Origin of the sequence: Corynebacterium sp. HMSC066C02 (assembly GCF_001814945.1) — a bacterium.
In the GTDB taxonomy this organism is placed as follows: domain Bacteria; phylum Actinomycetota; class Actinomycetes; order Mycobacteriales; family Mycobacteriaceae; genus Corynebacterium; species Corynebacterium aurimucosum.
On sequence record NZ_KV818437.1, the window covers coordinates 1 to 24,648 of the forward strand.

Here is a 24,648-nt window from a genome sequence, read left to right on the forward strand (position 1 = left end):
CCCATGAGCACAGAGACTAAAACAGCACTAGCCACCCCGCAACCGGAGGAACATAATTCCTGCTTAGAAGGGGGCGGGAAGAAAGTGTCTCACAGGTGGGGTTAATGCCGACCAAGGGGAAGAAAAGCGCACGCGAGAACTAGCCGACGCAGGAGCCGGTTGGGATGGCGTCGACAAGCTGCGTGACGTCACCCACGTGGCCGCGCACCTCGTCCGCAGTGAGCGCATAGCCCGTATCGGAATCCTCCACAGAGGCACCAAACACCACGCCGAGCACCTGGCCCTCCGGGGTGATCATCGGGCCGCCGGAATTGCCCTGCCGGATGCTGCCGCGCACCGTGTAGGCATCGCGCTCCACGCGGCCCGTGGAGTAGATATCCGGCCCAGCGATGGTAAGGCGGTCGCGCACGCGCGCCGGTTCTGCAGTAAAGGGACCCGACTGCGGGAAGCCCAAGACGATGGCATCGTCCCCCGTCACAGCCGCGTGCTCCGCCCACGGCAACGGCTGTAGGTCCAAGCCCGGGCTATGCAACACCGCAATGTCCACATCCGAGTTGTAGTAAACCACATCCGCTTCCTTGAGCCCGAGCACGGTATCAAGACGCACCTTATCCGTACCCGCCACAACATGGGCGTTCGTGATGACGTAGTCCGGTTCCGTAACGAAGCCCGAGCCCATCAGGCGGCGCGAGCACGCCTCGGCATCACCCAGCACGTGGATAACGGATGGCCGCACGCGTTCCGCGAGCTCAGGATCCCCAATATGTACCGCGGGCACATCCACCTCAACGCCCGAGCCGGAACGCTCCCAGGGCGAGACCAACGGCGGCAGCCCGGACTCGTTGAGGAGCGCAGCCAAGCCATTCGGCAACGCCGCCAGGCGCGAAGGCGCCACCGCATTGAGCGAGCTCAGCACGCGCGATTCACGCAGCGCCTGCCCCGGCTGGCCTCCCAAATTGGAGGCCAGGGGCAAGGACACCAACCAAATCACCACGATGGCCGCCGCAGCTTGGAACACCGCGCCAATCGACGAATCCACGCGCTGCCCCGACCGCGTTCGCATGCGGTCCCGCAGCGCCATGCCAAGCGACGTCCCCACCAGCTGCCCCAGCCCCACCAGCAAAATGAGCACGCCGACGGCCAGCAAGAAGCGCACGGCCGCCTGGTCAGTCAAGCCCATCGCCAGCGGGGCCAGAACGGTTCCCAGCACCAGTCCCGCGATGATTCCCACCGCCGCGAGGACCGCTGCCAAAGCCCCCTGCCGCCAGCCCACGCGCACGGCGAGGAGCACGGCAATCACGATCAGAACGTCAACGACTAAGGACACAGAGGGGATACTTTCTTAAGGGCTGAAAGGAGCAGAACTAGCCTATCTTCTCATTATTCGAAGAGCGATCGAGTGAGTCACGCAGATCATGAACCAGATTCTTATCCCATTCCACGCTCCAGCCCGCGTGGTCCATGAGCCCGGATAGCACTCCCGCAGTAAATCCCCACACCAGGTATCCGCGTGTCCGAAACGCCGGCCCCTTCCACCGGCTAAAGCCCACCATCAGGCGGTTGGCAGGATCCACCAGCTCCCGCAGCGGGACGGTAAAGACGTCGTCGGTTTCTTCCGGACTCGCCGGCCACACGGTGCCCGGTTTATGCCAGTACGCCAAGACGGGGCTCACGGTGTTGCCGGTCGCCGGGATATCTAGCTTGCCCCACTGTTCAAGAGGGGTAACGGTGGAGCGGTCGAGGCCGGTTTCTTCTTCGGCTTCGCGCAGGGCGGCGTCGACAAGCGAAGTGTCCTCTTCATCCTTGCGCCCACCAGGAAATGCAATCTGGCCGGAGTGCGAGCGCATCGAGGGCGAACGGTGCGTGAGCAGCACCTCGCCATCCTCAAAGCTCGTGCCCTTCAGCAGCACCAACACAGCCGATTCGCGGCGGCGCCGAGCGGCCGGGAGGTGACGGATGAGGTGCTCTTGTACCTTGCCGGCATCAACCCCGAGCGCGGGGTGCAGCCACTCAGGGGCGTGCGCAGGAAACAGTCGGCTCATTTAAGAACCTCCTCGACGGCCTCCTCCAATTCTTTGGCGGAGGTAAAGGGTTTAATGAACTTCTCTTCCACCTTGCCATCGCGCACCACGAGGGTGATGGGGATGACGCCCGGCAGCCCGAGCTCGCCAGCAAAGGTCCCATCCTCGTCCTGGTAGCTGGGAATATCGACCTGCAGATCGCTCAAAAGCGCCGCACCGTTGGCGGCGTTGGCGTCCGCATGCACGCCGACGACATTCCACGTGGAGTGCGAGCGCGCAAGGTCTTCGAAGAAGGGCAGCTCCGTGCGGCACGGTTCACACCACCATGCCCACACCGTGACGATCTGGACGTCTTTGGCCGCCGCTGTACCGGCCGCGCCCAGGCAGGGAAGGTCCACACCAGCGATCGGCCCTTCGGGGCACTTGGGACGCTTGGCTACCTCTTGCTCCTGTACCTCGGGGACAGGGACTTCCGGCTCATCATCCTCAAGGAGATTCACCACGCCGACGAATGCGAGTGCTGCCAGAGCAGCAATGGCAACGATGCTCGCCTTCACGTATCCAGGCCACCGAGAATATTGGCTCATTGCTCCACCTTAACCCCGCGACGGGCACCATGGCGCAAGGACGCAGGCCGCGCACTTCGGCTTCCGGGCGGTGCACACGCGCCGCCCGTGGAGGATGAGACGGTGTGAAAACACTGTTTGCTCCTCTTCGGGCACGCGCTTGGCGACGTCCCTCTCAATCGCCCGCGGCGTCTTTGCCCCAGTCAGACCGAGCCGCTGGCTTAAGCGCGTGACGTGGGTGTCCACCGTGATCCCCGGTAGCCCAAAGGCATTTCCGCGCACCACCAGTGCGGTTTTGCGGCCAACTCCTGGCAGGGAGGTGAGCTCGTCGATCCCTTGGGGCACCTGCCCGTCGAAATCCGCAACAAGCTTCTCCCCGATGCCCAGCAAGTGGCCGGCCTTCGCGCGCTGAAAGCCGAGTGGGCGGAGAATGCGCTCGAGATCGGAGCGATCCGCGGCTGCATAATCCGGTGCGGAGGGATAGGCAGCGAAAAGCTCCGGGGTGACCTGATTGACACGGGCATCCGTGCACTGAGCGGAGAGAACCGTCGCTACGAGCAGCTCCAACGCAGAGGTGAAATCCAACTCACAGTCGGCGTCGGGGTATTCCTCCGCGAGGGCTGTACGAATATGGACAATGCGCGCTGCCTCGGTATCGTCGTCATGCGGTGTGGAAAGGTCAGGGGACATAGAAGTAACTCTAGTGACGGCGGTTAGAATGGGAAGCATGATTTCACTCGTCCTCTTCGTGCCGCTGTGCCTCGCGCTCTTTGCCATTCTCATGGAGAAGCTAGAAGCGACGGCCTTCGAGGATTAACCACGGCGTGTGATTATTTTTCACGTTGGTGGAAATAGTGACTAATTACACTGTATGATGTTGTGCAGTGCCTCGTGGCGCACTGGAGTCTAGGTGCGTCAACATAAACCAAACCAGCTTGTGTCCCAGTGTATTCCGGGCTGCGCAGGCTTTAAGGAGTAACAGTGGAAGGCGTACAGGATATCCTCTCCCGCGCTGGTATTTTCCAGGGCGTCGATCCGGTAGCAGTACAGAACCTTATTGAGCAGATGGAAACCGTCCGTTTCCCGCGCGGCACCACCATTTTTGAGGAAGGTGAGCCGGGAGACCGCCTCTACATCATTACCTCGGGCAAGATTAAGCTCGCCCGCCACGCCCCGGACGGCCGCGAGAACCTGCTGACCGTGATGGGCCCGTCCGACATGTTCGGCGAGCTCTCCATCTTCGATCCGGGCCCGCGCACCTCTTCCGCCGTGTGCGTCACCGAGGTTACCGCCGCCACGATGAACTCTGAGATGCTCAAGCAGTGGGTAGCCGATCACCCGGCGATTGCCCAGCAGCTGCTGCGCGTGCTGGCCCGCCGCCTGCGCCGCACCAACGCCAACCTGGCGGACCTCATCTTCACCGACGTTCCAGGCCGCGTGGCTAAGACCCTGCTGCAGCTGGCGAACCGCTTCGGTGTACAGGAGGGTGGCGCGCTCCGCGTGAACCACGACCTCACCCAGGAAGAGATCGCCCAGCTCGTCGGAGCTTCCCGCGAGACCGTGAACAAGGCGCTGGCCACCTTCGCTCACCGCGGGTGGATCCGCTTGGAGGGCAAGTCGGTGCTCATCGTTGACACCGAGCACTTGGCCCGCCGCGCGCGCTAGGTCTTCAAGGCCGAACCTGCATATGCTGCCTCCGGGCGGCTTTGGCCCAATGCAAAATCCCCCGAGAATTTCTCGGGGGATTTTCCTATGCGGTGTTTTACTTCTGAGCCGCGAGGTACTTCAGCGCAGTGCGCGTGGATTGCTCGGCGGCGTGGCGAAGGACCGGGTCGACGTCGTCATACATCTCATCGACGAGCGTCTTGACGTCGACATCCTCACCAAGGCGCCCGCGGACCTCCTTAATCTGGTCCAGGCGGTGGTGACGGCGGTCAATGTACTTACGGGCAACCGCGGAGGTGTCCTCCAAGTCCGGGCCGTGCCCTGGGAAAAGCGCTACATCCTTGCCACGCTCTTCGAGAAGATCCAATGTCTTCAGGTAGGCGCCCAAATCACCATCGGTCTCAGACAGCAGCACGGTGTGGCGGCCTGCGATGGTATCGCCGGTCAGAATGCCCTCCAGCATGGAGTTCTTCGCTTCCGCCGACCACACGAAGAAGCAGGTCGAATCTGCGGTATGGCCCGGGGTATGGACCACCTCAAGCTGAGGGGTGATGCCGTCGACGGTGATCACTTCACCGTCGACAAGCGCGTCCCCTCCGTTGCAGTAATTCGGATCGAAAGAGCGGATGGGGGCGCCGGTGAGCTGGCGCAGACGCTGGGCGCCCGATGCGTGATCATCGTGGCGGTGGGTAAGAAGAATCAACGCCACCTCGCCCGCTTTCGCGGTCACAACGTTGAGGTGACCTTCATCCTCCGGGCCCGGATCGACCACAATGGCGCGGGAATCTTCTCCGGCGCGGATGATCCACGTATTAGTGCCCTCCAAGGCGGTGTAGCTGGGGTTATCACACAGCACGACACCGACGGACTGGCTCACGGGACGCAGTTGGCTATATGCAGGATGCTCCATGGTTCTAACCCTATCCGATTACTCAGCGATTTCTACGATGATTTCAATCTCAACGGGGGAATCCTTCGGCAAGACCGCTACCCCCACCGCAGAACGCGCGTGGATTCCAGCGTCCCCGAAGACCTCACCGAGGAAATCCGAGGCACCGTTGATAACTGCGGCCTGATCCGTGAAAGAGGGATCCGAAGCTACGAAACCGACTACCTTTATCACGCGGGTAATGCGGTCAAGCCCCACGAGGCCATCGATTGCAGCCAATGCGTTCAGCGCCGCCGTGCGCGCCAATTCCTGCGCCTTGTCGAGGCTTACCTCTGCGCCGACCTTGCCGGCGGCAGGCAATTCTCCGCCCACAACGGGCAGCTGGCCAGATGTCCAGACCTGGTTACCCACCTGGGTAGCCGGGATGTAGGACGCGAGAGGAACAGCGACGGAAGGCAGCTCGACGCCGAGCTCTTCAAGGCGGGCAAGCGCACCCATTAGGATTCCTCCAAAGGGCGCTTGAAATAGGCGACAACGTTCTCCGGGTTCATGCCCGGGGTGATGGTGACGAGCTCCCAGCCGTCCTCACCCCAGGAATCGAGGATTTGTTTCGTCGCGTGTGTAAGAACCGGCGCGGTGGCATATTCCCATTTAGTCATGGAATCAATGCTACTAAATACCGATGAGTTCGCCACCCTCAGCAAGGTAGTGAGCCCAGCTAGTGATGTGCGGGTTCTTGCGCAGAAGCGCGCGGCGCTGGCGCTCCGTAAGGCCGCCCCACACGCCAAACTCCACGCGGTTATCCAGAGCATCCGCGCGGCACTCATTGAGCACCGGGCAGTGGCGGCAAATCACCGCAGCTTTTCGCTGCTCAGCACCTCGCACGAACAGTGCATCGGGGTCACCGTTGCGGCACTTAGCTTGGGTAACCCACTCACCACGCTCAGAAGTTAGCGAGGCATTCTTTAGCATTGTGGACCGTCCTGCACCTTTGACACTGACTGTCACGGCTAGGTAACTCCTTCCAAGCTCACCCCCGTCGAAGCTGAAGATCGTGAATAACCCTCTACTCGACGGAATATTATGTACCATTGGTAAGTCTATTCACAGACCGGTATCCCTGTCTAACAGGTCACACTTTAGGGGGGTCTCCCGGATCTGCACCTGAACCACTAGTGTGTGGAGGGTGACTGTGATCAAATCCCTGGGAAAGCTCGTCCTGTCCACAGCACTGGTCGGCGTCCTCATCGCGCTGGCCATCGCCCCCGTCGCCGGCGTTAGTGGCGTTGCCGTGGCCAGGACGAACGACACGATGCAATCGGACATCCAGGATCTCACCAACGGCGAGGCCCCTGGTGTGAGCACCATCTTGGATGCCAAGGGCAACACCCTTGCCTATATCTACGAGCAACGCCGCCATCCGGTGCAGCCGGATGAAATCTCGGATGCCATGAAGCAAGCGGTCGTGGCCATCGAGGACCGCCGTTTCTATGAGCATGAAGGCGTCGATCTGCAGGGCAATCTGCGCGCTTTGTGGACCAATTTGTCCGCAGGCGGCGTCTCCCAGGGTGCATCGACGCTGGACCAGCAGTATGTAAAGAACTATCTCCTCTTGGTCAATGCAACGACCGACGAGGAACGCCAGGCCGCGACGGAACAGTCCGTAGCCCGCAAGCTACGCGAGATGCGCATGGCCACGGATATCGACGCCAAGCTGTCCAAGGATGAGATTCTGGCTAATTACCTCAACCTCGTGCCCTTTGGCAACCACGCCTATGGCGTTGAGGCTGCGGCCCGCACCTACTTTGGTACCAGTGCCGAGAACCTCACGGTGCCGCAGGCAGCGATGCTCGCCGGCATGGTGCAGTCCTCGGAGTATCTCAACCCTTACACCAATGAGGAAGGCGTCATAGAACGCCGCAACATGGTGCTCCAGGCCATGGCCGACACCGGCTCCCTCTCCCAGGAGGACGCCGATTCCTTTGCCCAGGAACCCCTGGGTGTATTGGATAGCCCCGCTACCCTGGCCAATGGCTGCATCGGCGCGGGCGATCGCGGTTTCTTCTGCGACTACGTGCTGGAATACCTCGACGAAAAAGGCATCGACCGCGAGCACCTGACACGCGGTGGCCTGACCATCAAGACCACGCTTGACCCCGATGTCCAGGACCAGGCGCTCAACGCGGTGCGCAGCCATACCGCCCCGGATGCGGAAGGCGTGGCGGAGGTCATGAACGTCATCCAGCCCGGCACCAGTACCCGCAAGGTGCTGGCCATGGTCTCGTCGCGCACCTACGGGCTCGACCTCAACAACAACGAAACCCTCCTCCCCCAGCCGAATTCGCTAGTGGGCAACGGTGCCGGTTCGGTGTTCAAGCTCTTTACTGCCGCGGCCGCCTTGGAGGCAGGCTACGGCATTAAGGACAAGCTGGCTGTGCCTAAGCGCTACGAGGCGGAAGGGCTAGGATACGGCGGCGCTGCTAACTGCCCGCCCAACAAGTACTGCGTGGAAAACGCCGGCAGCTATGCCCCCACGATGACTATGCAGGACACGCTGGCCTACTCCCCCAATACCCCTTTCATCCAGCTCACCGAGCAACTGGGCGTCGAGCGCTTGGTCGACATCGCCGTCAAGCTCGGCCTGCGTTCTTATGAGGAACCCGGCAGCTACGACGGCGAGACTTCCATCGCCAACCACATCAAGGAATCCAACCTGGGTTCCTTCACACTCGGCCCCACAGCAGTGAACGCGCTGGAGCTGTCCAATGTGGGTGCGACGGTGGCCTCGCAAGGCATGTGGTGCGAGCCGAACCCCATCGAGGAAGTCACGGACTCCCACGGCAACGAGGTCTACCTCAAACACACGCCGTGCGAGCGCGCAGTGGGCAAGGAAGTAGCCAAGGCCCTGGAAAACAACATGACGGCCGATACCGAAAAGGGCACCGCTGCCGACTCGGCACGCGCTGCCGGCTTCAGCGGTCAGGCCGCCGCCAAGACCGGTACCACGGAGTCCAACCAGTCCTCGGCTTTCTTGGGCTTCAACTCGGCCGTCGCTGCCGCACCGTATATCTACAATGACGGGACCACCACGAGCCCGCTGTGCACCGGCCCCGTGCGACAGTGCGCCAGCGGCAACCTCTTTGGCGGCAAGGAGCCGGCGGCAACCTTCTACACGATGGCCGCGCGCGTTCCCGCGGCACAGAAGGGCACGGTGCCGGACTATGACCGCGCCTATGACTCCGGTACGGTATCGCCGCTTATCGACGGCCTGAAGGGCAAGTCCGAAAGCCAAGCCCGGTCCGCTCTGGAGAAGGCCGGCTTCGTAGTGAAAACCACCGAGGTTCCCGCACCCAGTGTGGGCTACGGCAAGGTGGTTCGCGTCATCACCGGCCCATCCGGCGCGAAGAAGGGTTCGGAGGTCACGCTCCAGCTTTCCGACGGCTCCGCAAGCGACTCCTCTTCCGCGAACTCGGACCAAGCAGCTTGGGACTCCACCTACGGCGCACCCCCTGCCCCAAGCGGTGACGGCGGCGGCGCTGGTGGCGGCCAGCCCTCGCAGTCTGAGCCGTTATTCAGCCAAGAAGACGTCGACCGCTTCACGAATGACGTGCGGAGCTTCTTCGGGCTCTAGCGCCGAGCGCTAAAGCGTGAATATCGAGCTAAAGCGTAGAACGGACTAGAGCGGGCGCGCTAGGGCGGGAACACTAGCGCGCGAGAAGGCGGGTTCTAGTTAAGGGCGGCCTTGACCGCGGTGGACAGGCGCTTGCCGTCGGCACGGCCAGCGGCCTTAGCGGTGGCCACCTTCATGACGTTGCCCATCTGCTTGATGGTCACCGTCTCGCCGGAATCCTTCTCAACCTCGGCGATAGATTCAGCGACGAGGGTGTTCAGGGAGTCGTCGTCAAGCTGCTCTGGTTGGTAAGCCTCGAAGAAGGGGACGTCAGCAAGCTCTTCCTCCGCCAGCTCCGGGCGGCCATTTTCTGCATAGACCTCTGCGGATTCGCGGCGCTTCTTAATCTCACGAGCGATGACCTTGAGGATGTCCTCATCGGTAATCTCATGGCGAGAACCAGTCGTTTCCTCCGCCTGGATGGCAGACAGCAGAGAACGGATGGCGCTCGTACGGGCCTTGTCCTTGGCCTTCATCGAGGTCTTGAGGTCAGCACGGATAGTTTCTTTCAACTCACTCATGCCCTTCAATCTACGCCTGCCGGCCCAGGTAGTGTGGTGAGGGTGAAGATTTACCCTGTCCTTGGCGGACTCGCCGCCGCTGGTCTGGGCACTGCCGCATGGGCGCATTCAGAGCTCACCAAGTTCGAGCTCAAGGAGTACACCCTGCCGCTACTGGAGCCCGGTACGCTGCGCGAGGAGTCCGAGTTTCGTATCCTGCACGTGTCCGACCTCCACATGATTCCGGGCCAACGCACCAAAATCGAGTGGGTCTCGGGGCTTGATGCCCTTGACCCGCACTTGGTGATCAACACCGGTGACAATCTCTCCGACGAGCGCGCCGTCCCCGAGGTACTCCGCGCCCTGGGCCCGTTGCTGAGCCGTCCGGGCATGTTCTGTTTTGGCACCAACGACTACTGGGCGCCGCGCATCCCGAATCCCTTCAACTACCTGGTTGGGAAGAAGAACGAACCTTCCTACGTGAACCTGCCCTGGAAGGGCATGCGCGCGGCCTTCCTCGAGCACGGCTGGCACGACGCCAACCAGGCCCGCGTAGAGTTCAAGGTCGGCGACGTCCGCCTCGCTGCCGCCGGCGTGGATGACCCACACCACGACTTGGATGACTACTCAGAGATTGCCGGTGCGCCGAACGAGGACGCCGACCTTTCCCTGGCACTACTGCATTCCCCGGAACCCCGCGTCCTGGAGAAATTCGCCGCCGACGGCTACCAGCTGTCCCTGTCCGGGCACACGCACGGCGGCCAGCTCTGCCTGCCTTTCAAGGTAGCGGGCTCGCGCTCCATCGTGACCAATTGTGGCATCGACCGCGTTCGCGCGGAGGGCCTGCACCGTTTCGGAGAGATGTACATGCACGTCTCCAACGGACTGGGCACCTCGAAGTTCGTTCCCTTCCGCGTGTTCTGCCGCCCGTCGGCCACTCTCCTGCACATCACCGAGAAGGCCGCCTAGGGATACCCCCTCCACGCTGCCGTTTTGTCCTTTCAGGCTGGGGTGCGTTACAGTAATCCGGTACCGCTTAGAGCGAGACACCGGGATATGGCGCAGCTTGGTAGCGCGCTTCGTTCGGGACGAAGAGGTCGCAGGTTCAAATCCTGTTATCCCGACCACAAACCCGCAGGAAACTGCGGGTTCTTTTGTGTTTTCACCGAGCAGCAGGCGCCGACGGGCAGAGCCGCCTGCCCTGCCTAGAAACTTGAAGAACCACCCGAACCAGAAAAGCCCGAGCTAAACCCGCTGTTGACGCCACCGCTGCTGGAGGAGCTATCGCGGGCGGTGGTGGCATCGCTGTCCCAGGTGCTCACAACGTAGAAGGGCACGTAGCCGTGGTAGCCGGAACCGGCGAAGAAACTGGAGTCATAGATACGCGTGCGCTCCGGCCGCTCATCGGCCTCGTTGCGCTTCTGCAGCTGCGCCTGCAGGTGCTCCGAGAGCAACGCCGTGCGGTCCAAGAGCTCCAAGTAGCGCTCCATGAACTGCGGGTGGTTTGGCTCCTTGGACAAGGCCACGGCGGCGTCTTCCAGCTCCTTGGCGTGACGCTCCAGAGACGAGTCGATATCCGCCGCTAGGTAACCCGCCTGGGCCAGGTCTTTACCCAACTCGTAGAGCTCAAAGCGGCGGGCGTCGGCATCAGCGTCTTCGATTCGGTGCAGCTTTTCAATGTTGACTTCGGCGGTTTCCACGCGCTCACACAGTTCGCGCGCGTGAGCGATGGGTTCGGCATGCGAGCGGAACTGGTCATCCGGCGCGTCAGCCGGTATCGACATCAGCGAGCCTACTTGGGAGTCGATAGCGAGGAAGTCATCGCGCAGACCCTCCCAGTCCTCACGTAGGCGCTCATCTACCAGCCCCGATTGCAGCGAGTGCGCCCGGATATCGATCTCCCTCAGGCGCTGCGCCACATCGGTATAGGTCTGCGACACGTAGTCCCAATCCTCGCGCGCCTGCTGCGCCTTCTTCTGCCGGCTGCGACGAGCACCGCCGACGATGCCCGCGCCCGCGCCACCAACGCTCAGTCCCGCCGCCCCCAGGCCAATGGCCGCCCCAATGCGCCCATTTTTCGCGCTCTCATACTGGGTATCCGCAGCACGGTCCACATCGATCGCTGCCGCCGCACCCGCAAAGAGACCAGCGGGAATGTTGTCATCCCGCACGCCCGGCTTAATGGCTTCAATGGACTGCTCCAAATGGCTGTCACCCTTGCGCAGCTTCATCCGATCGGCCACGTCCTCACCCGCGAAGACGAAGGCCTGGCGCGGGTCAAGGCCTACGCCGACGAAGACCTGACCATCGGCAAACTTGTCCTTGCCAATGAGCTCCGGGTGATGATCGCGCAGGTACGCCTCCACGGAGTCGTTGACGTTTTCTTTGTTCTTGGCAAAGACCATGTAGTGCAGCCCCTGGACCACGTCGGGGGCGGCGATCCGGGAGACATCGCCGAGCATGCGCTCTTCTTCCTCCGGGGAAAGCACATCGTCTGGGTCCATGATGTCGGCCTGCACCTCACGCTGCGCGGGCTGCATGAGAAAATCGGAGCGCTCCGGCTCATCGAAGACCGCCAAGCTCGTACCCACACGATTCCCCCAAGCAGCAACCCGCCCACCAGGGCCGTACCAATAATCGCGCCAACGGAGGTTATTTTGGGGCCGCGGCTGGCAGCAAAAGGTTTGATATCGCGGGAGTCGGTCACGGTGATCCTCCAATTCCGGAGCGGTCGTTTCCGCCAACTTTACCCCCACAATTGGAAACGACGCGGTGCCCCTACAGCAGCCGCGTCGCCCCTATTCCCTATCACTCACAACGGATTGGAGAAACCGTTTGCCTACCCCCTAAGTAGGCTTTGTGAGCGCCTCTCACTCTAGCACTCTTTTCATTCACAGCGGTAGCAAAATCTGGAAATGCACGTAACGTATCTTGACACTTATGCGATGTGCCGTCCGCAGACCTGTGAACTAGGCCTTTTCTTTGCCTTCCCGCCCGGCGGGTGCGCCTACGAGCACGAAGGCCGCGACCGCGATCACCCCCAAAATAGCCAGGGCTGTCCACAGCTGCGGGGACTGCCCACCATTGCCCGCCGCGGTAATGGCAGAGGTTGCCCATTGCATGGGGAAGAGGTGCACGAGCGCGCTCATCGCGGCGTTGAGATCGGTGCCGGTCGACGCCGCCTTCCACGCCCATCCCACGACGCCGACCTGTGCGACAGCAAGCACACTTCCCAGGAACCAGCCGCCCGCACCAAGCCAGCGCACCAGCGCGAACACCATGCTTGCCGACGCCACCCCAGCCCCCGCCGCCGCAAGCCCCGCCCAGGCCACTGCGGCCGCGGTCACGCCGGTAGCCAAAAGAGCCACGAGCAGGCCCACGACAACACCGATGAGCACCGCTCCGCCGAGCAGCACGAGGATACGGCGGTTGACGCGCGTGAGCAGAGCACCGATAACGCCCCCGCCCAGAACCGCAATAGCCGCAAGGAGCATAGCGACGATGGGGCTCAGCAGCTGAGCGGGCTCGGCACCGGCCTCAGCGGGCCCGGCGACGGTCGGCATCGCACGCTGCGCTCCCTGCACCTTGGTCTGATTCTGCTTGGCCATGCCGTCGACCTTTTCCGCTCCTTCCACAAGCTTGTCCACGCCCTTAAGAGCCTCATCGACCTTGGCATTGAGCTCACCAATGCCAGCATTGAGCTGTTGTGCGCCCTCCGTGGCTTGGTAGACACCATCGTGATAGGCATAGCCGCTCACGGACAACTGGTTGGAAAGCTCGCGCGAGCCATCCTTCAACTGCGTCAGTTGGTCCTGAATGGACTGATCAAATTGGAAGTTCTCCACTTGGCTGCGCAGATCACCGAGCTGCGCGCGGATGTTCTTTGCCTCCGCCGAGTTATTCCCTTCCAGGTCTTTGAGGGTGCCGTCGATTGCCTGCAGGATCTGTCCGCGAACCACCCCGAGACCGATGACTTGGTCGACGGCTCCGCCGACGCCGTTAGCCAGCTCAGTAGCGCCGTTGCCCAGCTGCGCGGTGCCGGACTGCAGCTGCACAAGCCCGTCATAAAGCTCTTGCGAGCCGCCAGCCAGCTTGTCTACTCCGCCGCCGAGCTCACCGGCGCCATCCTGCAGCTCGCCGGTGCCATCGGCAAGCTGCTGCGCGCCATTAGCCAGGAAGCCGGCCTGGGCATTGGCTTCGGAGAGGGCTCGGGCGACGTCGTAAAGCTCAGCCGGATCGATGGTGCCATCGCTGGGCGCACCCACCTGTTCCTGGGACCAGGTCTCGGCTGGTTGCCATTCGGATACGGCGGCGACGGCCGCGCCGATGATGAGCGGCAGGATGAGCACGAGGGTGAGGATAAGAGCGCGGGCGCCAATTTTCCGGTTGGCATCTGCAGGGCTGGCGAGGCGTGAGGTCATGTAAAAGAAACTATCGTTCACGCTGCGCAAAAGCGGTCAGGCGCGCGGAAAAGCCCCGCCAGGAACTAGCTTTAATGAACTAGACCGGCGGGGCTTTTGAAGCCACGAGATTAACTCACTGAGGTGGTATTACTTCTTTTCAGCGAAAAGCTCGCGCACGCGCTTGCCCAACTGCGGGGAGACAGCATCCCAGTAAGCGTAAACGCGCTCCTCGGTCTCCGGGGACACGCCTGCCATGGCATTGGTGATGTTGTCTGCCAGACGCTCCTTGGCACCATCGTCGTAGACGTTCTCGTACAGGTCGGTGGCCTGTACGGTGTCATTGTCTTCAGCGTGATGGACGTAGGGCGCGCGGACCAGGTCGATACCCGCCGGGTCCGGGTTTACGTAGAGGTCCGGGGCGGTGGTGGTCTCCTGCTCCTTGAAGCGCAGGTTCTCATCACCGTCGAGGTAGCCGCCGCCCTTGGCGTGACGGTTCGGGGAGTAGACCGGATCCTCCGGAGCGTTGAACAGGTACTGCATCGGCCCCTCATGCTCATAGGTGTTGACCTGGTTGAGCGGCTGGTTCACCGGCAGCTGCTTGTAGTTCGGTCCAATGCGGTAGCGCTGCTGGTCGGAGTATGCAAAGACGCGTGCCTGCAGCATCTTATCCGGGGACAGGCCAATGCCCGGGACGATGTTAGACGGATCCAGGGCAACCTGCTCAATCTGCGCGAAGAAGTTGCGCGGGTTGCGGTTGAGCACGAAGCATCCGACATCTACCAGCGGGTAATCCTTCTTGGACCAAGTCTTGGTGAGGTCGAAGGGGTTGAAGCGGTACTCCTCGGCCTCCGCCACCGGCATGATCTGAACCTTGACGTCCCAGACCGGGAAGTTGCCTTCCTCGATGGCGTTGTAGAGGTCCTCGCGGTGGTAGTCCGCGTTCTTACCAGCGATCTCCGTGGCTTCGGCGTCGGTGAAGTTCTCCACACCCTGGCGAGTCTTGAAGTGGTACTTCACCCAGAAGGCATCGCCGGACTCGTTGACCCACTGGAAGGTGTGGGAGCCGTAGCCGTTCTGGTGGCGGGTGGTCTTCGGGGTACCGCGGTCACCCATGAGGTAGGTCACCTGGTGGGTGGTCTCCGGGTTGCGGGTCCAGAAATCCCACTGCATGTCAGCATCGCGCAGACCGTTGGCGCCCAGACGCTTCTGGGAGTGGATGAAGTCGGGGAACTTGATGCCATCACGAATGAAGAAGACCGGGGTGTTGTTGCCCACGATGTCGTAGTTGCCGTCCTCAGTGTAGAAGCGCAGCGCGAAGCCGTGGACGTCACGCCAGGTATCCGGGGAGCCCTGCTCGCCGGCAACGGTAGAGAAACGGCCCATCATCGGGGTCACGGTGCCCTTCTGGAAGAGCTTTGCCTTGGTGTAGGCGGAGACATCCTCGGTAACATGCAGCTCACCAAAAGCGCCGTGGCCCTTAGCGTGCGGGGTGCGCTCCGGCACGCGCTCGCGGTTGAAGTGCGCCAGCTTCTCAATCAGGTGGATGTCATTGAGCACTACCGGGCCGTTCTGGCCAACGGTGATGCTGGTGTTCTCAGTAGCAACCGGCTGACCGGACGGGCGGGTAGTGTTCGGGCCGCCCGGGGCGCGCTGCCCCTTGTCTAGAACCTTGTCTGCCGCGGACTCATTCGAAGCGTTAGTCATGGGGTTAATGCCTCCTAGATCGGTTGATAATTTGCTTTACATTATCAATCACGGACCTTTCATAGACTACCCATAAAAAATGACCTGCGCAACAGTTTTTAAGGTTGCCAGAGGTCATAGCCTTAACACCGAGGTGTCCAAATCCCACCTCCCCGACTGGTAAGTTATGGGAGGTGAAACGACACTCCGAGCGCGACGATGCGCGCGTCACCGACCTCGCCCTCAAGGCAGGCCGCGGCGATCGCGCAGCCCTCACGGAGTTCATCAAGTCCACCCAGGATGATGTCTGGCGCTTACTCGCCCACCTCGGCGGCCCCGACATCGCAGACGATCTCACCCAAGAGACATATCTGCGCGTCATCGGCGCACTCCCCCGCTTCGCCGCCCGTTCCTCAGCGCGCACATGGCTGCTTTCGCTTGCCCGCCGCGTATGGGTAGACAACATCCGCCACGACATGGCCCGTCCACGCAAGTCCAGCACCGAGTACGAGGATGCCGCCGCCCTTGCTGCGACTCCCGAAAACGCCGGAACGTGGAGCGAGTGGATCGACGCCCGCGCGCTTATCGACGCCCTCCCAGAAGACCGCCGCGAAGCCCTCATCCTGACCCAAGTTCTGGGCTATACCTACGAGGAGGCCGCGAAGATCGCCGGGGTCCGCGTGGGCACTATCCGCTCCCGCGTGGCCCGCGCTCGCAAGGACTTAATCGACCAACGCGGCTAATCGTTATCGAGCCGTTACAAATGGGTGCGGCTGGTCACAGAACCTGCATCTACATGCGCCAAACGGCAAGTTCTGACACCCCCGCCACTGCCTATCCTTAAGGAAACCGCAGCCCCAGCTGGAAAATACCTATCGAACACACCTAATCTTTTTCGAGGCACACGTGATAAATCGATAGTCGAACCGGGCCCGCGAGGCTTTCCCAATTGCCCGCACCACACCTTGGGTAGTGATGGCATCCCCCGGCGCGTGTGAGATTGAGAGACACCTTTACTTTATGTGGAAACGCGCAGTGGCCATCTCTATGGCCTTCATCGGCGTCGTCGTCGGCGCCGGCTTTGCATCGGGCCAGGAAGCAGTCCAGTACTTCGTGGCCTTCGGAAACAAGGGCCTGTGGGGCGTTGTGCTTGCTGCCGCCCTCATGATCATTACCGGCGTGTCGATTCTGCAGCTCGGATCCTACTTCCAGGCTGACGAACACACGGCTGTCTACGACAGGATCACTGGTCCCATCGTCTCCCGAATTTTGGACTGGGGAACCTTGGCCACGCTGTTCTCCATTGGCTTCGTCATGTTCGCCGGTGGTGGCTCCACTATCAGCCAGCAATTCGAGGGCGTGCCCATCTGGGTGGGCGGCGCCGTCATGCTCGTGCTCGTCCTGCTGGTGGGTCTCCTTGACGTGGATAAAGTCAGTTCTGTTATCGGCGCGATTACGCCTTTCATCATTTTCTTCGTGGTCCTGGCCACCGGCTACACCATCATCGTGACCGACGTGGATTGGTCCTGGGCCAATGACTATGCCATCAACAACGTGGAGAGTCCCCTCAACAACTGGTGGCTGGCAGCGCTGAACTACACCGGCCTCAACGTTATGTGTGCGGTGTCGATGTCCATCGTCATCGGCGGCAACATCCTGGATAACCGCGCTGTAGGCATCGGCGGCCTCATCGGTGGCTTCTTCTACCTGCTCCTGCTCGCTCTCCTCGTGGTCTCTCTCTACATGGTGGCCCCGGACGTTCACGAGCAGGACCTGCCGGTACTCTCACTGATCAATAACGTGAACCCAATCCTGGGTTACTTCATGACGTTCATCATCTATGGCATGGTCTTCAACACCGCCATCGGCATGTTCTACGCCATGGGCAAGCGCCTCACCCGTAAGAAGCCGAAGCTCTTCTACCCTGTCTACGCAGGCGCCTGTGTCGTCGGCTTCATCCTCTCTTTCATCGGCTTCAAGCAGCTGGTCTCCAGCGTCTACCCGATTCTGGGCTGGATCGGCCTGCTCATGATTGCCGTCATGGTCATCACGTGGATTACCCAACGTGACAAGATCACCTCCGAGTCTGACCGCCGCGTGCGCGCCCGCACCCTGGTCAAGCGCCGCCTGGACCCGCGCGAGCACTTCACCAAGAAGAACGAGCGCGAGCTACGCAAGCTGGCAGCGGCCTCCAACATGGAAACTGAAGAGTTTGTCTCCACCGTCGCCGATGAGATCCATGAAGAACTCGAAGCTGACGATGAGATTGAATACGACCGCGAGGACCCGGATCCATCCGTGACCTTTGTGGAGCACACCAAGCCCGAGGTCCCGAAGGACTAGCGTTTCCCCGCTGACAGAAGAAAAGTCCGCTCCCAGAGTGATATCTGGGGCGGACTTTTCTTATTTATGCGGGTTCTAAAACTCGCTGCAGCTTTGCCTTTAAACTAGCAGCTCCGCAATCTGAATGGTGTTGAGCGCGGCGCCCTTGCGCAGGTTATCGCCGGAAACAACGAAGATGAGACCCTTGTTATCTTCCACCGTCTGGTCTTGGCGGATGCGTCCAACCAGGGAAAGGTCGATGCCTGCTGCCGCCAGCGGGGTCGGCACATCGACGACCTTGACGCCCGGCGCAGAGGACAGCACCTCGCGGGCCTGCTCCGGGGTAATCGGCTTCTCGAACTCCGCGTGCACCACCATGGTGTGGCCGGTGAATACCGGGATGCGCACGCAGGTGCCAGAGACCTTCAGCTCCGGGATGCCCAGGATCTTGCGGGACTCGTTGCGCAGCTTCTGCTCCTCGTCAGTTTCTTCCGTGCCATCATCGACGAGGTTGCCAGCCAGCGGCAGCGCGTTATACGCAATCGGGGCGACGTAGGGGCCCAGATCCTCCTCGGAGACCTCGAGCGCCGAGCCATCGTGGACGAGCTCCACGCTGCGGTCACCGATGGACGCTACCTGCTTAACCAGGGTTTCCACGCCTGCCAGGCCGGAACCGGAAACGGCCTGGTAGGAGGCGACGCGCATGGTGGTGAGACCGGCGGCGTCGTGAAGCGCCTTCGTGACCGGCATGATCGCCATGGTCGTGCAGTTCGGGTTCGCGATAATGCCCTTCGGGGTGTTGCCCTTTTCCTGCGGGTTCACTTCCGAGACGATGAGCGGAACATCCGGGTCCTTGCGCCACGCAGAGGAGTTATCCACCACGATGGCACCGGCCTCGGCGAAGAGAGGGGCATACTCCTTCGAGGTAGCGCCGCCGGCGGAAAACACAGCGACGTCAATCCCAGCAAGGCTTTCAACGGTCTGCTCCGCCAAATCTTCCACGACAATCTTCTCCTCGCGGAAGGTGAGCTCCTGGCCCGCCGAACGCGCGGAGGCAAAGAAGCGAACCGTATCGGCCGGGAAGTTGCGCTCCTCCAAGAGGGTGCGCATCACGCGGCCGACCTGGCCGGTGGCGCCTACAACTGCAACAGTGGTCATGACCTTAACTCCTTAAACTTTAGCGTCCGGTACCAGCATAAACGGTGGCCTCTTCCTCGCCACCCAGCTGGAACTTCTCATGCAAAGCAATGGCTGCCTTATCGAGATCGGCCTCGCGGGTCAGCACGGAAATGCGGATCTCGGAGGTGGAGATGAGCTCCATGTTGACCCCAGCATCACGCAACGCTTCCGTGAAGTCGGCGGTGACACCCGGGTGGGACTTCATGCCTGCGCCGACGAGGGAGACCTTGCCCACCTGGTCGTCGTACAGCACGTTGGCCCAGTGGCCCTCCTCCTTGAGCTTGGCCAGGATCTCCATTGCCTTCGGGCCATCGGAGCGCGGGCAAGTGAAGGTGATGTCGGTGGTACCGGATTCCAGGGAGGACACGTTTTGCAGGACCATGTCAATGTTGATCTCAGCGTCCGCGATGGTGCGGAAGACCTTGGCTGCCTCGCCGGGGCGGTCCGGAATGCCCAAAACGGTGACCTTGGCCTCGGAACGGTCGGTGGCGATACCGGTAAGTACTGCTTCTTCCACGGGGATATCCTCCATTGATCCGGCAATCAGCGTGCCGGGGTCGGTTGAATAAGACGAGCGAACTCGAAGGGGAACGTTGAACGCGCGAGCGTACTCGACGCTGCGCAGGACCAGAATCTTGGAGCCGACGGCCGCCAGCTCCAACATCTCTTCAAAGGAAAGCTGGTCGAGTTTCTTGGCGTTATGGACGATGCGAGGGTCAGCGGTGTAGACGCCGTCGACATCGGAGTAAATCTCACACACATCGGCCTTAAGTGCTGCCGCCAGCGCCACCGCGGTGGTATCTGAACCGCCGCGGCCGAGGGTGGTGACATCACGCGATTCCTTATTGACACCCTGGAAACCCGCAACGATGCAGATCTTGCCTTCTTCCAGCGCTTCGGTAAGGCGGCCCGGGGTGACGTCGACAATGCGGGCGTTTCCGTGGCGCTCGGTGGTGAGCACGCCGGCCTGGGAGCCGGTGAAGGATTGAGCCTGCGCGCCCAAGGACTCCACCGCCATGGCAACGAGTGCATTGGAGATGCGCTCGCCAGCGGTCAGCAACATGTCCATCTCGCGCTGCGGCGGGACGGGATTGACCTGGGCCGCAAGGTCTAGGAGTTCATCGGTGGTATCCCCCATGGCGGAGCACACGACAACCACGTCGTTGCCCTGTTTCTTCGTCGCCACAATGCGCTCCGCCACCGCGCGAATGCGCTCTGCGCTTTCGAGGGAGGATCCCCCGTATTTCTGTACGACTAGGGCCACTGATGGTCCCACCTTTCCTGTCTGTGAGGGCCAATATCTGTTCACCGCCCAATACCTATAGACCGGCAGTCAACTCCTTTAGCCTACCGCCCTTTGGCTACCATCGAAACACGTACTGGGTATTAATTCCAGGTAGGGTAGAAACAGTGTTTTCAAACCTGGTCGCCATTGCGTTCGCACTGGCCTCGGCACTAGTCGTGGCCTGGGGAACTGTCATACGCCACCGCATCGTGTTGGACGCCAGCTCCCGCAGCGTCATGCGCACTGCAATTCGCACGCCCCTGTGGTGGGTTGGCACCGGTGCCGCCATTGTCGCCTATGCCTTGCAGCTCATCGCGCTCCATTTCGGCACACTGCTCATCGTGCAGCCCATCCTTGTCCTATCCCTCATGTTCACGCTGCCGCTTGCTGCGTGGTATTCCCGCCGGCCGATGCCGCCGCGGGAGATCTTCTGGTGCCTGACGCTGACCATCGCAGTGAGCATCATGGTGGTCTACGGGCGCCCCACCGCAGGCTTGACGACGCCCACCTGGTCCCAATGGTGGCCCGCCTTCGCCCTCGGCGCGCTGACACTCACCGCGCTCTTTGTGGCGGCCTATAACCGGCCGGAGGAATCCGCGCTGGCACTCGGCGCCGCCTGCGGCATCCTCTACGGCTACGTGGCGCTCGTAGCAAAAGCGGTGGTTGACGTCCTCTCCCACCAAGGCATCGCAACATTGCTAGCCAGTTGGGAGCTATACGCACTCATCGGACTGGCGGCTTCCGGCACGGTCATCCAGCAGTATTCCTTCCACGCCGGTGCCTTGGCGCACTCCCTTCCCGCCATGACCATCATGGAGCCCATCGTGGCTTTCGGCTTAGGCTACTGGGTCCTGGGTGAAAAATTTCAGGTCGAGAGCGTTGCGGGATGGTGCGTGATGGGCGCTTCACTCATCATCATGATCGCGGCGACGATCGTCTTATCGCGCGTTCCGGTCAACCCGGGAAGCACTCAGCGCGCGGAGCAAAGCCCGCGCTAGATCGCCCACTCAAAGACCACCAGCATATACGCGGAGAACCACGCTGACCACAGGACCCATGCACCACAGGCAGCCCACAGCACGCGCGGCCGCAGGGCACTAGCCGCGCGCACAACCCACGGCAGGATCAAGATAATGGCGGGCAGGAGGAGACGCGGGCGCGAGTGCATGATGCCGTCGGAAAGCAGCACATTCGCGCAAAGCGCAGCACTAAACCACCAGGCCACCGGGGTAACCCTCCCCCATGCTGCCACCAGCAGCACAGGAACGCCCACGATCACCAGGGTGGTGAGCAGGTAGCCCACGTCGTTGTTCTCAGTCAGGGTTTCCCACACGAACTGCACGGTTGCCACACCGCCATCAAAGGTGGAATTCCAATGCTCAGTTTGAATCCCGAAGTAGCCACCAGCATCTGCCAAATAACGCTGCGTCCACAGTAGATATGCCGGTAGCGGGAGCGCTGCGACGACGACACCAAGCCACGCCTGCCAGGAGCGCCGCCCATAAATGTGCACCCACAGAGCAAAGACGGCGAGGAAGTCGACGGAGGTCAACCGAACGAAGGATAAGGCGAAGCCGAATGCCGCTGCACGCCACCAGGCGTGATCATCTAAGGCTATAAGCCCCCACACCACGAGGGCACCGAAAAGGGCCTCGGTATAGGGCATCGAAAATACGATAGACATCGGTGCGCTGCTCACCACGAGGGCCGCTGCACATTGCCCACGACGCTGCGCACCCACGCGCCGCGCCAAAACAATGACTCCGGCGGCCATGACTGCAGTAAGCACGGTGTTAACAATGAGCGCGGCTATCTCCAGACTGATTCCAGTCCAGCCCAGCACCCGCAGCAGCATGGGAAAGCCCGGAAAGAAAGCCATAGTGATTTCATGGACCGGGCCATCCGTGTTGATGTCGGCGTCGAAATACCCCGCGCGTGCGATTTCCAGGTAGTACTTGGAATCCCAGGCTGTGAGCCGATCCCACATTTCCTGTTCATTAACGGCGGCAATGACGCCGAGAACAGTGATACGCACTGCGGTGCCGACAACCGCGACCAGCACAGCAACCGACAGAAGCGCTAGCCTCCCCTGCGCACCTGCCGGGGAGGAAGCAGCTGATAAGGCGCCTTCTACTGCGGTATCCGCCCGAGGTTCCGGTCTCGTCTTTGTGGAGTTTTCTTCGTGCACGCCACACATCCTATCCACACCGCACCACATCCCAATATGTGAAATCAGTTGCCACACAATGAGAAGCGTTGTATTGTGGCTCACATGACTTTGCGGCACACTCTTCTCCTTAGTAGCCGCGGCGGGATTTAGGTTTGTAGCTTTACGGCCAGCGCCCCGTCGCGGAGCGTGGTGATGCCAACACACACCGCAGCTGGCCGTCCCCACGATTCGCTCCACAGTTGCTCATCACAGCGACACAGCGAAACACACGCCTCACATAAGGAAGAGACCAACACTATGTCCCCCAACGATTCTTTCATCTCCGCTCCCCGCGAAATCACCACCCCAGCCGGCCCGCGCAATGACAACCAACCTGCCTGGAACAAACAGCGCGGTTCCTCGATGCCAGTTCACCGCTACCAGAGCTTCGCCGAAGAGGTCGAGCCGGTTAGCCTGCCTGACCGCACGTGGCCGGATAAGAAAATCACCGTGGCTCCGCAGTGGTGCGCGGTGGACCTGCGCGACGGCAACCAGGCCCTCATTGACCCGATGAGCCCCGAGCGCAAGCACCGCATGTTCGACCTGCTGGTCAAGATGGGCTACAAGGAAATCGAGGTGGGCTTTCCTTCCGCCTCTCAGACGGATTTCGACTTCGTTCGCGAGATTATCGAGGGCAACAAGATTCCGGAAGACGTCACCATTCAGGTCCTGGTACAGGCCCGCGAGCACCTGATCCGCCGCACTTTCGAGGCATGCCAAGGCGCAAAGAACGTCATCGTGCACTTCTACAACTCCACCTCGAAGCTGCAACGCCGCGTGGTCTTCCGCAAGGACCGCTCGGCCATTAAGAAGCTGGCAACGGACGCTGCGGAGCTCATCAAGAGCATTGCCAAGGATTACCCGGACACCAACTGGCGCTGGGAATACTCGCCGGAATCCTTCACAGGAACCGAACTGGACTTTGCTGTTGAGGTCTGCGATGCCGTTGTCGACATCATGGAGGCAACTCCAGAAAACCCCATGATCATCAACCTGCCTTCCACCGTTGAGATGATCAGCCCGAACGTTTACGCCGACCAGATCGAGTGGATGCACCGCAACTTTGCTCGACGTGATTCCATCATCATGTCCCTGCACCCCCACAACGACCGTGGCGAAGGCATCGCCGCCGCTGAGCTGGGCTACATGGCCGGTGCAGACCGCATCGAGGGCTGTCTGTTCGGCAATGGTGAGCGCACCGGCAACGTGGACATCGTCACCCTGGGACTGAACATGCTGACCCAGGGAGTGGATCCGCAGATCGACTTCTCCGATCTGCCGAAGATCCGCGAAACCGTGGAATACTGCAATCAGCTGCGCGTACCGGAGCGCCACCCCTACGGCGGCGAACTGGTGTTTACGGCCTTCTCCGGCTCACACCAGGATGCCATCAACAAGGGACTGGACGCCCTGGCACAAGAGGTGCGTCCGGGCGCGAACAACACCGAGGTCTCGTGGGAAGAGCTGCAGGAAACCACCTGGGAGGTCCCTTACCTGCCCATCGATCCGAAGGATGTCGGCCGCGATTACCAGGCGGTAATTCGCGTCAACTCGCAGTCCGGCAAGGGCGGCGTTGCTTACATCATGAAGACCGATCACGGCATCAACATGCCACGCGCCATGCAGGCGGAGTTCTCCTCCGTGGTCCAAGCGGTGACCGATGCCGAGGGCGGCGAGGTCAACTCCAAGAACATGTGGGACATCTTTGCCAACGAATTCCTGGAGCGCACTTCCCCGCTGGAACTGGTCTCCTTCCAGGTGGACAACTCCACCACGGAGGATGAGGATGCCAAGGTAACCGCAACCATCGTCTTCAACGGTGAAAAGCGCATCGTCTCAGGCATCGGCAACGGCCCTATCGCCGCATACGCTAATGCCCTAGAGGATGTCGGAATTGATTTTGAGGTCATCGACTACTCCCAGCAGTCTCGCACCTCCGGTGACGATGCAGAGGCAGCCTGCTACATTGCCGCCGAAGTCAACGGCGCCCAGGTATGGGGTGCCGGCATCGCCGGCTCCACGACGCGCGCGTCCATCAACGCGATTACCTCTGCCGTCAACCGCGCGGACTAACGCTGACCACATCCGCCGACCAGCCGGAAGAAGCAGCAGCAGCAGAAGAAGAAGGAGGAGCTCGGCCTCATCACCCGACCTCCTCCTTTGCGTATAATCCCCAGCACAATCTCTTTTGCTAATGTTTCCCCTTGCAACGCTGTGCTGGATATGCGCTGTTGTAGCCCACCACGGCGAGTTATA

At 61.3% G+C, this 24,648-nt stretch carries 22 protein-coding genes and 1 tRNA gene; 8 read left to right on the forward strand and 15 right to left on the reverse strand.

What is annotated here, in order from left to right:
• Nucleotides 1-139 precede the first annotated feature (139 nt).
• The 4 genes from HMPREF2996_RS02250 to nth are packed head-to-tail and all read right to left on the reverse strand — an operon-like array spanning nt 140 to nt 3,277.
• Nucleotides 140-1,327 carry a MarP family serine protease gene (locus tag HMPREF2996_RS02250; RefSeq protein ID WP_070729885.1) on the reverse strand — a complete coding sequence of 396 codons (1,188 nt, stop codon included), beginning with the start codon at nt 1,325-1,327 and terminating at the stop codon, nt 140-142.
• A gap of 37 nt (nt 1,328-1,364) precedes the next feature.
• Complete coding sequence (locus HMPREF2996_RS02255; RefSeq protein WP_070645397.1) at nt 1,365-2,042, reverse strand: NUDIX hydrolase; 678 nt, start codon at nt 2,040-2,042, stop codon at nt 1,365-1,367.
• On the reverse strand, nt 2,039-2,608 hold the full coding sequence (locus HMPREF2996_RS02260) for a TlpA family protein disulfide reductase (protein WP_070729887.1): 570 nt from the start codon (nt 2,606-2,608) through the stop codon (nt 2,039-2,041). Before HMPREF2996_RS02260 ends, HMPREF2996_RS02255 begins: the two co-directional genes overlap by 4 nt.
• A gap of 9 nt (nt 2,609-2,617) precedes the next feature.
• Nucleotides 2,618-3,277, reverse strand: coding sequence for an endonuclease III (gene nth / locus HMPREF2996_RS02265; protein ID WP_246821824.1), 660 nt, complete (start codon nt 3,275-3,277; stop codon nt 2,618-2,620).
• A 291-nt stretch (nt 3,278-3,568) separates the two neighbouring features.
• On the opposite strand from nth, the gene glxR reads away from it, so the two are divergent.
• Nucleotides 3,569-4,252 carry a CRP-like cAMP-activated global transcriptional regulator GlxR gene (glxR, locus tag HMPREF2996_RS02270; RefSeq protein WP_010189962.1) on the forward strand — a complete coding sequence of 228 codons (684 nt, stop codon included), beginning with the start codon at nt 3,569-3,571 and terminating at the stop codon, nt 4,250-4,252.
• A 97-nt stretch (nt 4,253-4,349) separates the two neighbouring features.
• Here glxR and HMPREF2996_RS02275 read toward each other — a convergent pair whose 3' ends face one another.
• Genes HMPREF2996_RS02275 through HMPREF2996_RS02285 form a run of 4 tightly spaced genes read right to left on the reverse strand, consistent with a single transcriptional unit; the run spans nt 4,350 to nt 6,113 of the window.
• A complete protein-coding gene (locus HMPREF2996_RS02275; RefSeq protein ID WP_070645401.1) occupies nt 4,350-5,162 on the reverse strand; it encodes an MBL fold metallo-hydrolase in 813 nt (270 codons plus the stop codon).
• Nucleotides 5,163-5,180: 18 nt separating this feature from the next.
• Complete coding sequence (locus HMPREF2996_RS02280) at nt 5,181-5,639, reverse strand: RidA family protein (RefSeq protein WP_010189964.1); 459 nt, start codon at nt 5,637-5,639, stop codon at nt 5,181-5,183.
• Entirely contained in the window at nt 5,639-5,800 is a 162-nt protein-coding gene (locus HMPREF2996_RS12630) for a Sp36 family protein (protein WP_010189965.1), read from the reverse strand. Before HMPREF2996_RS12630 ends, HMPREF2996_RS02280 begins: the two co-directional genes overlap by 1 nt.
• Nucleotides 5,801-5,813: 13 nt before the next feature.
• Nucleotides 5,814-6,113, reverse strand: coding sequence for a WhiB family transcriptional regulator (locus tag HMPREF2996_RS02285; protein WP_070444216.1), 300 nt, complete (start codon nt 6,111-6,113; stop codon nt 5,814-5,816).
• A 214-nt stretch (nt 6,114-6,327) separates the two neighbouring features.
• Between HMPREF2996_RS02285 and HMPREF2996_RS02290 the strand changes: the two genes are divergently transcribed.
• Nucleotides 6,328-8,772 (forward strand): transglycosylase domain-containing protein, encoded by a 2,445-nt coding sequence (locus tag HMPREF2996_RS02290; protein WP_246822971.1) that lies wholly within the window; start codon nt 6,328-6,330, stop codon nt 8,770-8,772.
• Between the two features lie 95 nt (nt 8,773-8,867).
• Here the strand turns inward: HMPREF2996_RS02290 and HMPREF2996_RS02295 are convergent, their stop codons facing one another.
• Nucleotides 8,868-9,332: a GatB/YqeY domain-containing protein gene (locus HMPREF2996_RS02295; RefSeq protein WP_070729892.1), complete on the reverse strand. Its 465-nt coding sequence runs from the start codon at nt 9,330-9,332 to the stop codon at nt 8,868-8,870.
• A 42-nt stretch (nt 9,333-9,374) separates the two neighbouring features.
• Between HMPREF2996_RS02295 and HMPREF2996_RS02300 the strand changes: the two genes are divergently transcribed.
• Both HMPREF2996_RS02300 and HMPREF2996_RS02305 read left to right on the forward strand, forming a co-directional pair.
• Nucleotides 9,375-10,280, forward strand: a complete 906-nt coding sequence (locus HMPREF2996_RS02300) for a metallophosphoesterase (RefSeq protein WP_070444218.1) — start codon at nt 9,375-9,377, stop codon at nt 10,278-10,280.
• A gap of 81 nt (nt 10,281-10,361) precedes the next feature.
• A tRNA-Pro gene (locus HMPREF2996_RS02305) sits at nt 10,362-10,438 on the forward strand.
• A 78-nt stretch (nt 10,439-10,516) separates the two neighbouring features.
• On the opposite strand, the gene HMPREF2996_RS02310 is transcribed toward HMPREF2996_RS02305, so the two are convergent.
• The 3 genes from HMPREF2996_RS02310 to HMPREF2996_RS02320 all read right to left on the reverse strand — a co-directional run bounded on the left by HMPREF2996_RS02310 (nt 10,517) and on the right by HMPREF2996_RS02320 (nt 15,418).
• The gene (locus HMPREF2996_RS02310; RefSeq protein ID WP_246822972.1) at nt 10,517-11,902 is read right to left on the reverse strand and encodes a hypothetical protein; all 1,386 of its coding nucleotides are present in this window, start codon (nt 11,900-11,902) and stop codon (nt 10,517-10,519) included.
• Nucleotides 11,903-12,280: 378 nt separating this feature from the next.
• Nucleotides 12,281-13,732: a hypothetical protein gene (locus HMPREF2996_RS02315; protein WP_070729894.1), complete on the reverse strand. Its 1,452-nt coding sequence runs from the start codon at nt 13,730-13,732 to the stop codon at nt 12,281-12,283.
• A gap of 129 nt (nt 13,733-13,861) precedes the next feature.
• A complete protein-coding gene (locus HMPREF2996_RS02320; RefSeq protein ID WP_070729895.1) occupies nt 13,862-15,418 on the reverse strand; it encodes a catalase in 1,557 nt (518 codons plus the stop codon).
• A gap of 173 nt (nt 15,419-15,591) precedes the next feature.
• Between HMPREF2996_RS02320 and HMPREF2996_RS02325 the strand changes: the two genes are divergently transcribed.
• On the forward strand, nt 15,592-16,140 hold the full coding sequence (locus tag HMPREF2996_RS02325) for an RNA polymerase sigma factor (RefSeq protein ID WP_070444226.1): 549 nt from the start codon (nt 15,592-15,594) through the stop codon (nt 16,138-16,140).
• A 277-nt stretch (nt 16,141-16,417) separates the two neighbouring features.
• Nucleotides 16,418-17,740 (forward strand): YkvI family membrane protein, encoded by a 1,323-nt coding sequence (locus tag HMPREF2996_RS02330; RefSeq protein WP_070444228.1) that lies wholly within the window; start codon nt 16,418-16,420, stop codon nt 17,738-17,740.
• 99 nt (nt 17,741-17,839) lie between these two features.
• Here HMPREF2996_RS02330 and HMPREF2996_RS02335 read toward each other — a convergent pair whose 3' ends face one another.
• On the reverse strand, nt 17,840-18,877 hold the full coding sequence (locus HMPREF2996_RS02335; protein ID WP_070444230.1) for an aspartate-semialdehyde dehydrogenase: 1,038 nt from the start codon (nt 18,875-18,877) through the stop codon (nt 17,840-17,842).
• 19 nt (nt 18,878-18,896) lie between these two features.
• Nucleotides 18,897-20,162, reverse strand: a complete 1,266-nt coding sequence (locus HMPREF2996_RS02340; protein ID WP_070444232.1) for an aspartate kinase — start codon at nt 20,160-20,162, stop codon at nt 18,897-18,899.
• A gap of 146 nt (nt 20,163-20,308) precedes the next feature.
• Here HMPREF2996_RS02340 and HMPREF2996_RS02345 point away from each other — a divergent pair, with 146 nt between their 5' ends.
• Nucleotides 20,309-21,181, forward strand: a complete 873-nt coding sequence (locus HMPREF2996_RS02345) for a DMT family transporter (protein WP_070729898.1) — start codon at nt 20,309-20,311, stop codon at nt 21,179-21,181.
• Here HMPREF2996_RS02345 and HMPREF2996_RS02350 read toward each other — a convergent pair.
• Nucleotides 21,178-22,380, reverse strand: a complete 1,203-nt coding sequence (locus HMPREF2996_RS02350; protein ID WP_070729899.1) for a mannosyltransferase family protein — start codon at nt 22,378-22,380, stop codon at nt 21,178-21,180. The two genes, HMPREF2996_RS02345 and HMPREF2996_RS02350, sit on opposite strands and share 4 nt — an antisense overlap.
• Nucleotides 22,381-22,650: 270 nt before the next feature.
• Between HMPREF2996_RS02350 and leuA the strand changes: the two genes are divergently transcribed.
• On the forward strand, nt 22,651-24,465 hold the full coding sequence (leuA, locus tag HMPREF2996_RS02355; protein ID WP_070729901.1) for a 2-isopropylmalate synthase: 1,815 nt from the start codon (nt 22,651-22,653) through the stop codon (nt 24,463-24,465).
• The last annotated feature ends 183 nt before the right edge of the window (nt 24,466-24,648 follow it).

Coding starts and splice junctions, on each gene's coding strand:
- HMPREF2996_RS02255 (WP_070645397.1), bottom strand. CDS start 2,042: ATGAGCCGACTGTTTCCTGCGCACGCCCCTGAGTGGCTGCACCCCGCG.
- HMPREF2996_RS02260 (WP_070729887.1), bottom strand. CDS start 2,608: ATGAGCCAATATTCTCGGTGGCCTGGATACGTGAAGGCGAGCATCGTT.
- nth (WP_246821824.1), bottom strand. CDS start 3,277: ATGTCCCCTGACCTTTCCACACCGCATGACGACGATACCGAGGCAGCG.
- HMPREF2996_RS02275 (WP_070645401.1), bottom strand. CDS start 5,162: ATGGAGCATCCTGCATATAGCCAACTGCGTCCCGTGAGCCAGTCCGTC.
- HMPREF2996_RS02280 (WP_010189964.1), bottom strand. CDS start 5,639: ATGGGTGCGCTTGCCCGCCTTGAAGAGCTCGGCGTCGAGCTGCCTTCC.
- HMPREF2996_RS12630 (WP_010189965.1), bottom strand. CDS start 5,800: ATGACTAAATGGGAATATGCCACCGCGCCGGTTCTTACACACGCGACG.
- HMPREF2996_RS02285 (WP_070444216.1), bottom strand. CDS start 6,113: ATGCTAAAGAATGCCTCGCTAACTTCTGAGCGTGGTGAGTGGGTTACC.
- HMPREF2996_RS02295 (WP_070729892.1), bottom strand. CDS start 9,332: ATGAGTGAGTTGAAAGAAACTATCCGTGCTGACCTCAAGACCTCGATG.
- HMPREF2996_RS02315 (WP_070729894.1), bottom strand. CDS start 13,732: ATGACCTCACGCCTCGCCAGCCCTGCAGATGCCAACCGGAAAATTGGC.
- HMPREF2996_RS02320 (WP_070729895.1), bottom strand. CDS start 15,418: ATGACTAACGCTTCGAATGAGTCCGCGGCAGACAAGGTTCTAGACAAG.
- HMPREF2996_RS02330 (WP_070444228.1), top strand. CDS start 16,418: ATGTGGAAACGCGCAGTGGCCATCTCTATGGCCTTCATCGGCGTCGTC.
- HMPREF2996_RS02335 (WP_070444230.1), bottom strand. CDS start 18,877: ATGACCACTGTTGCAGTTGTAGGCGCCACCGGCCAGGTCGGCCGCGTG.
- HMPREF2996_RS02350 (WP_070729899.1), bottom strand. CDS start 22,380: ATGTGTGGCGTGCACGAAGAAAACTCCACAAAGACGAGACCGGAACCT.
- leuA (WP_070729901.1), top strand. CDS start 22,651: ATGTCCCCCAACGATTCTTTCATCTCCGCTCCCCGCGAAATCACCACC.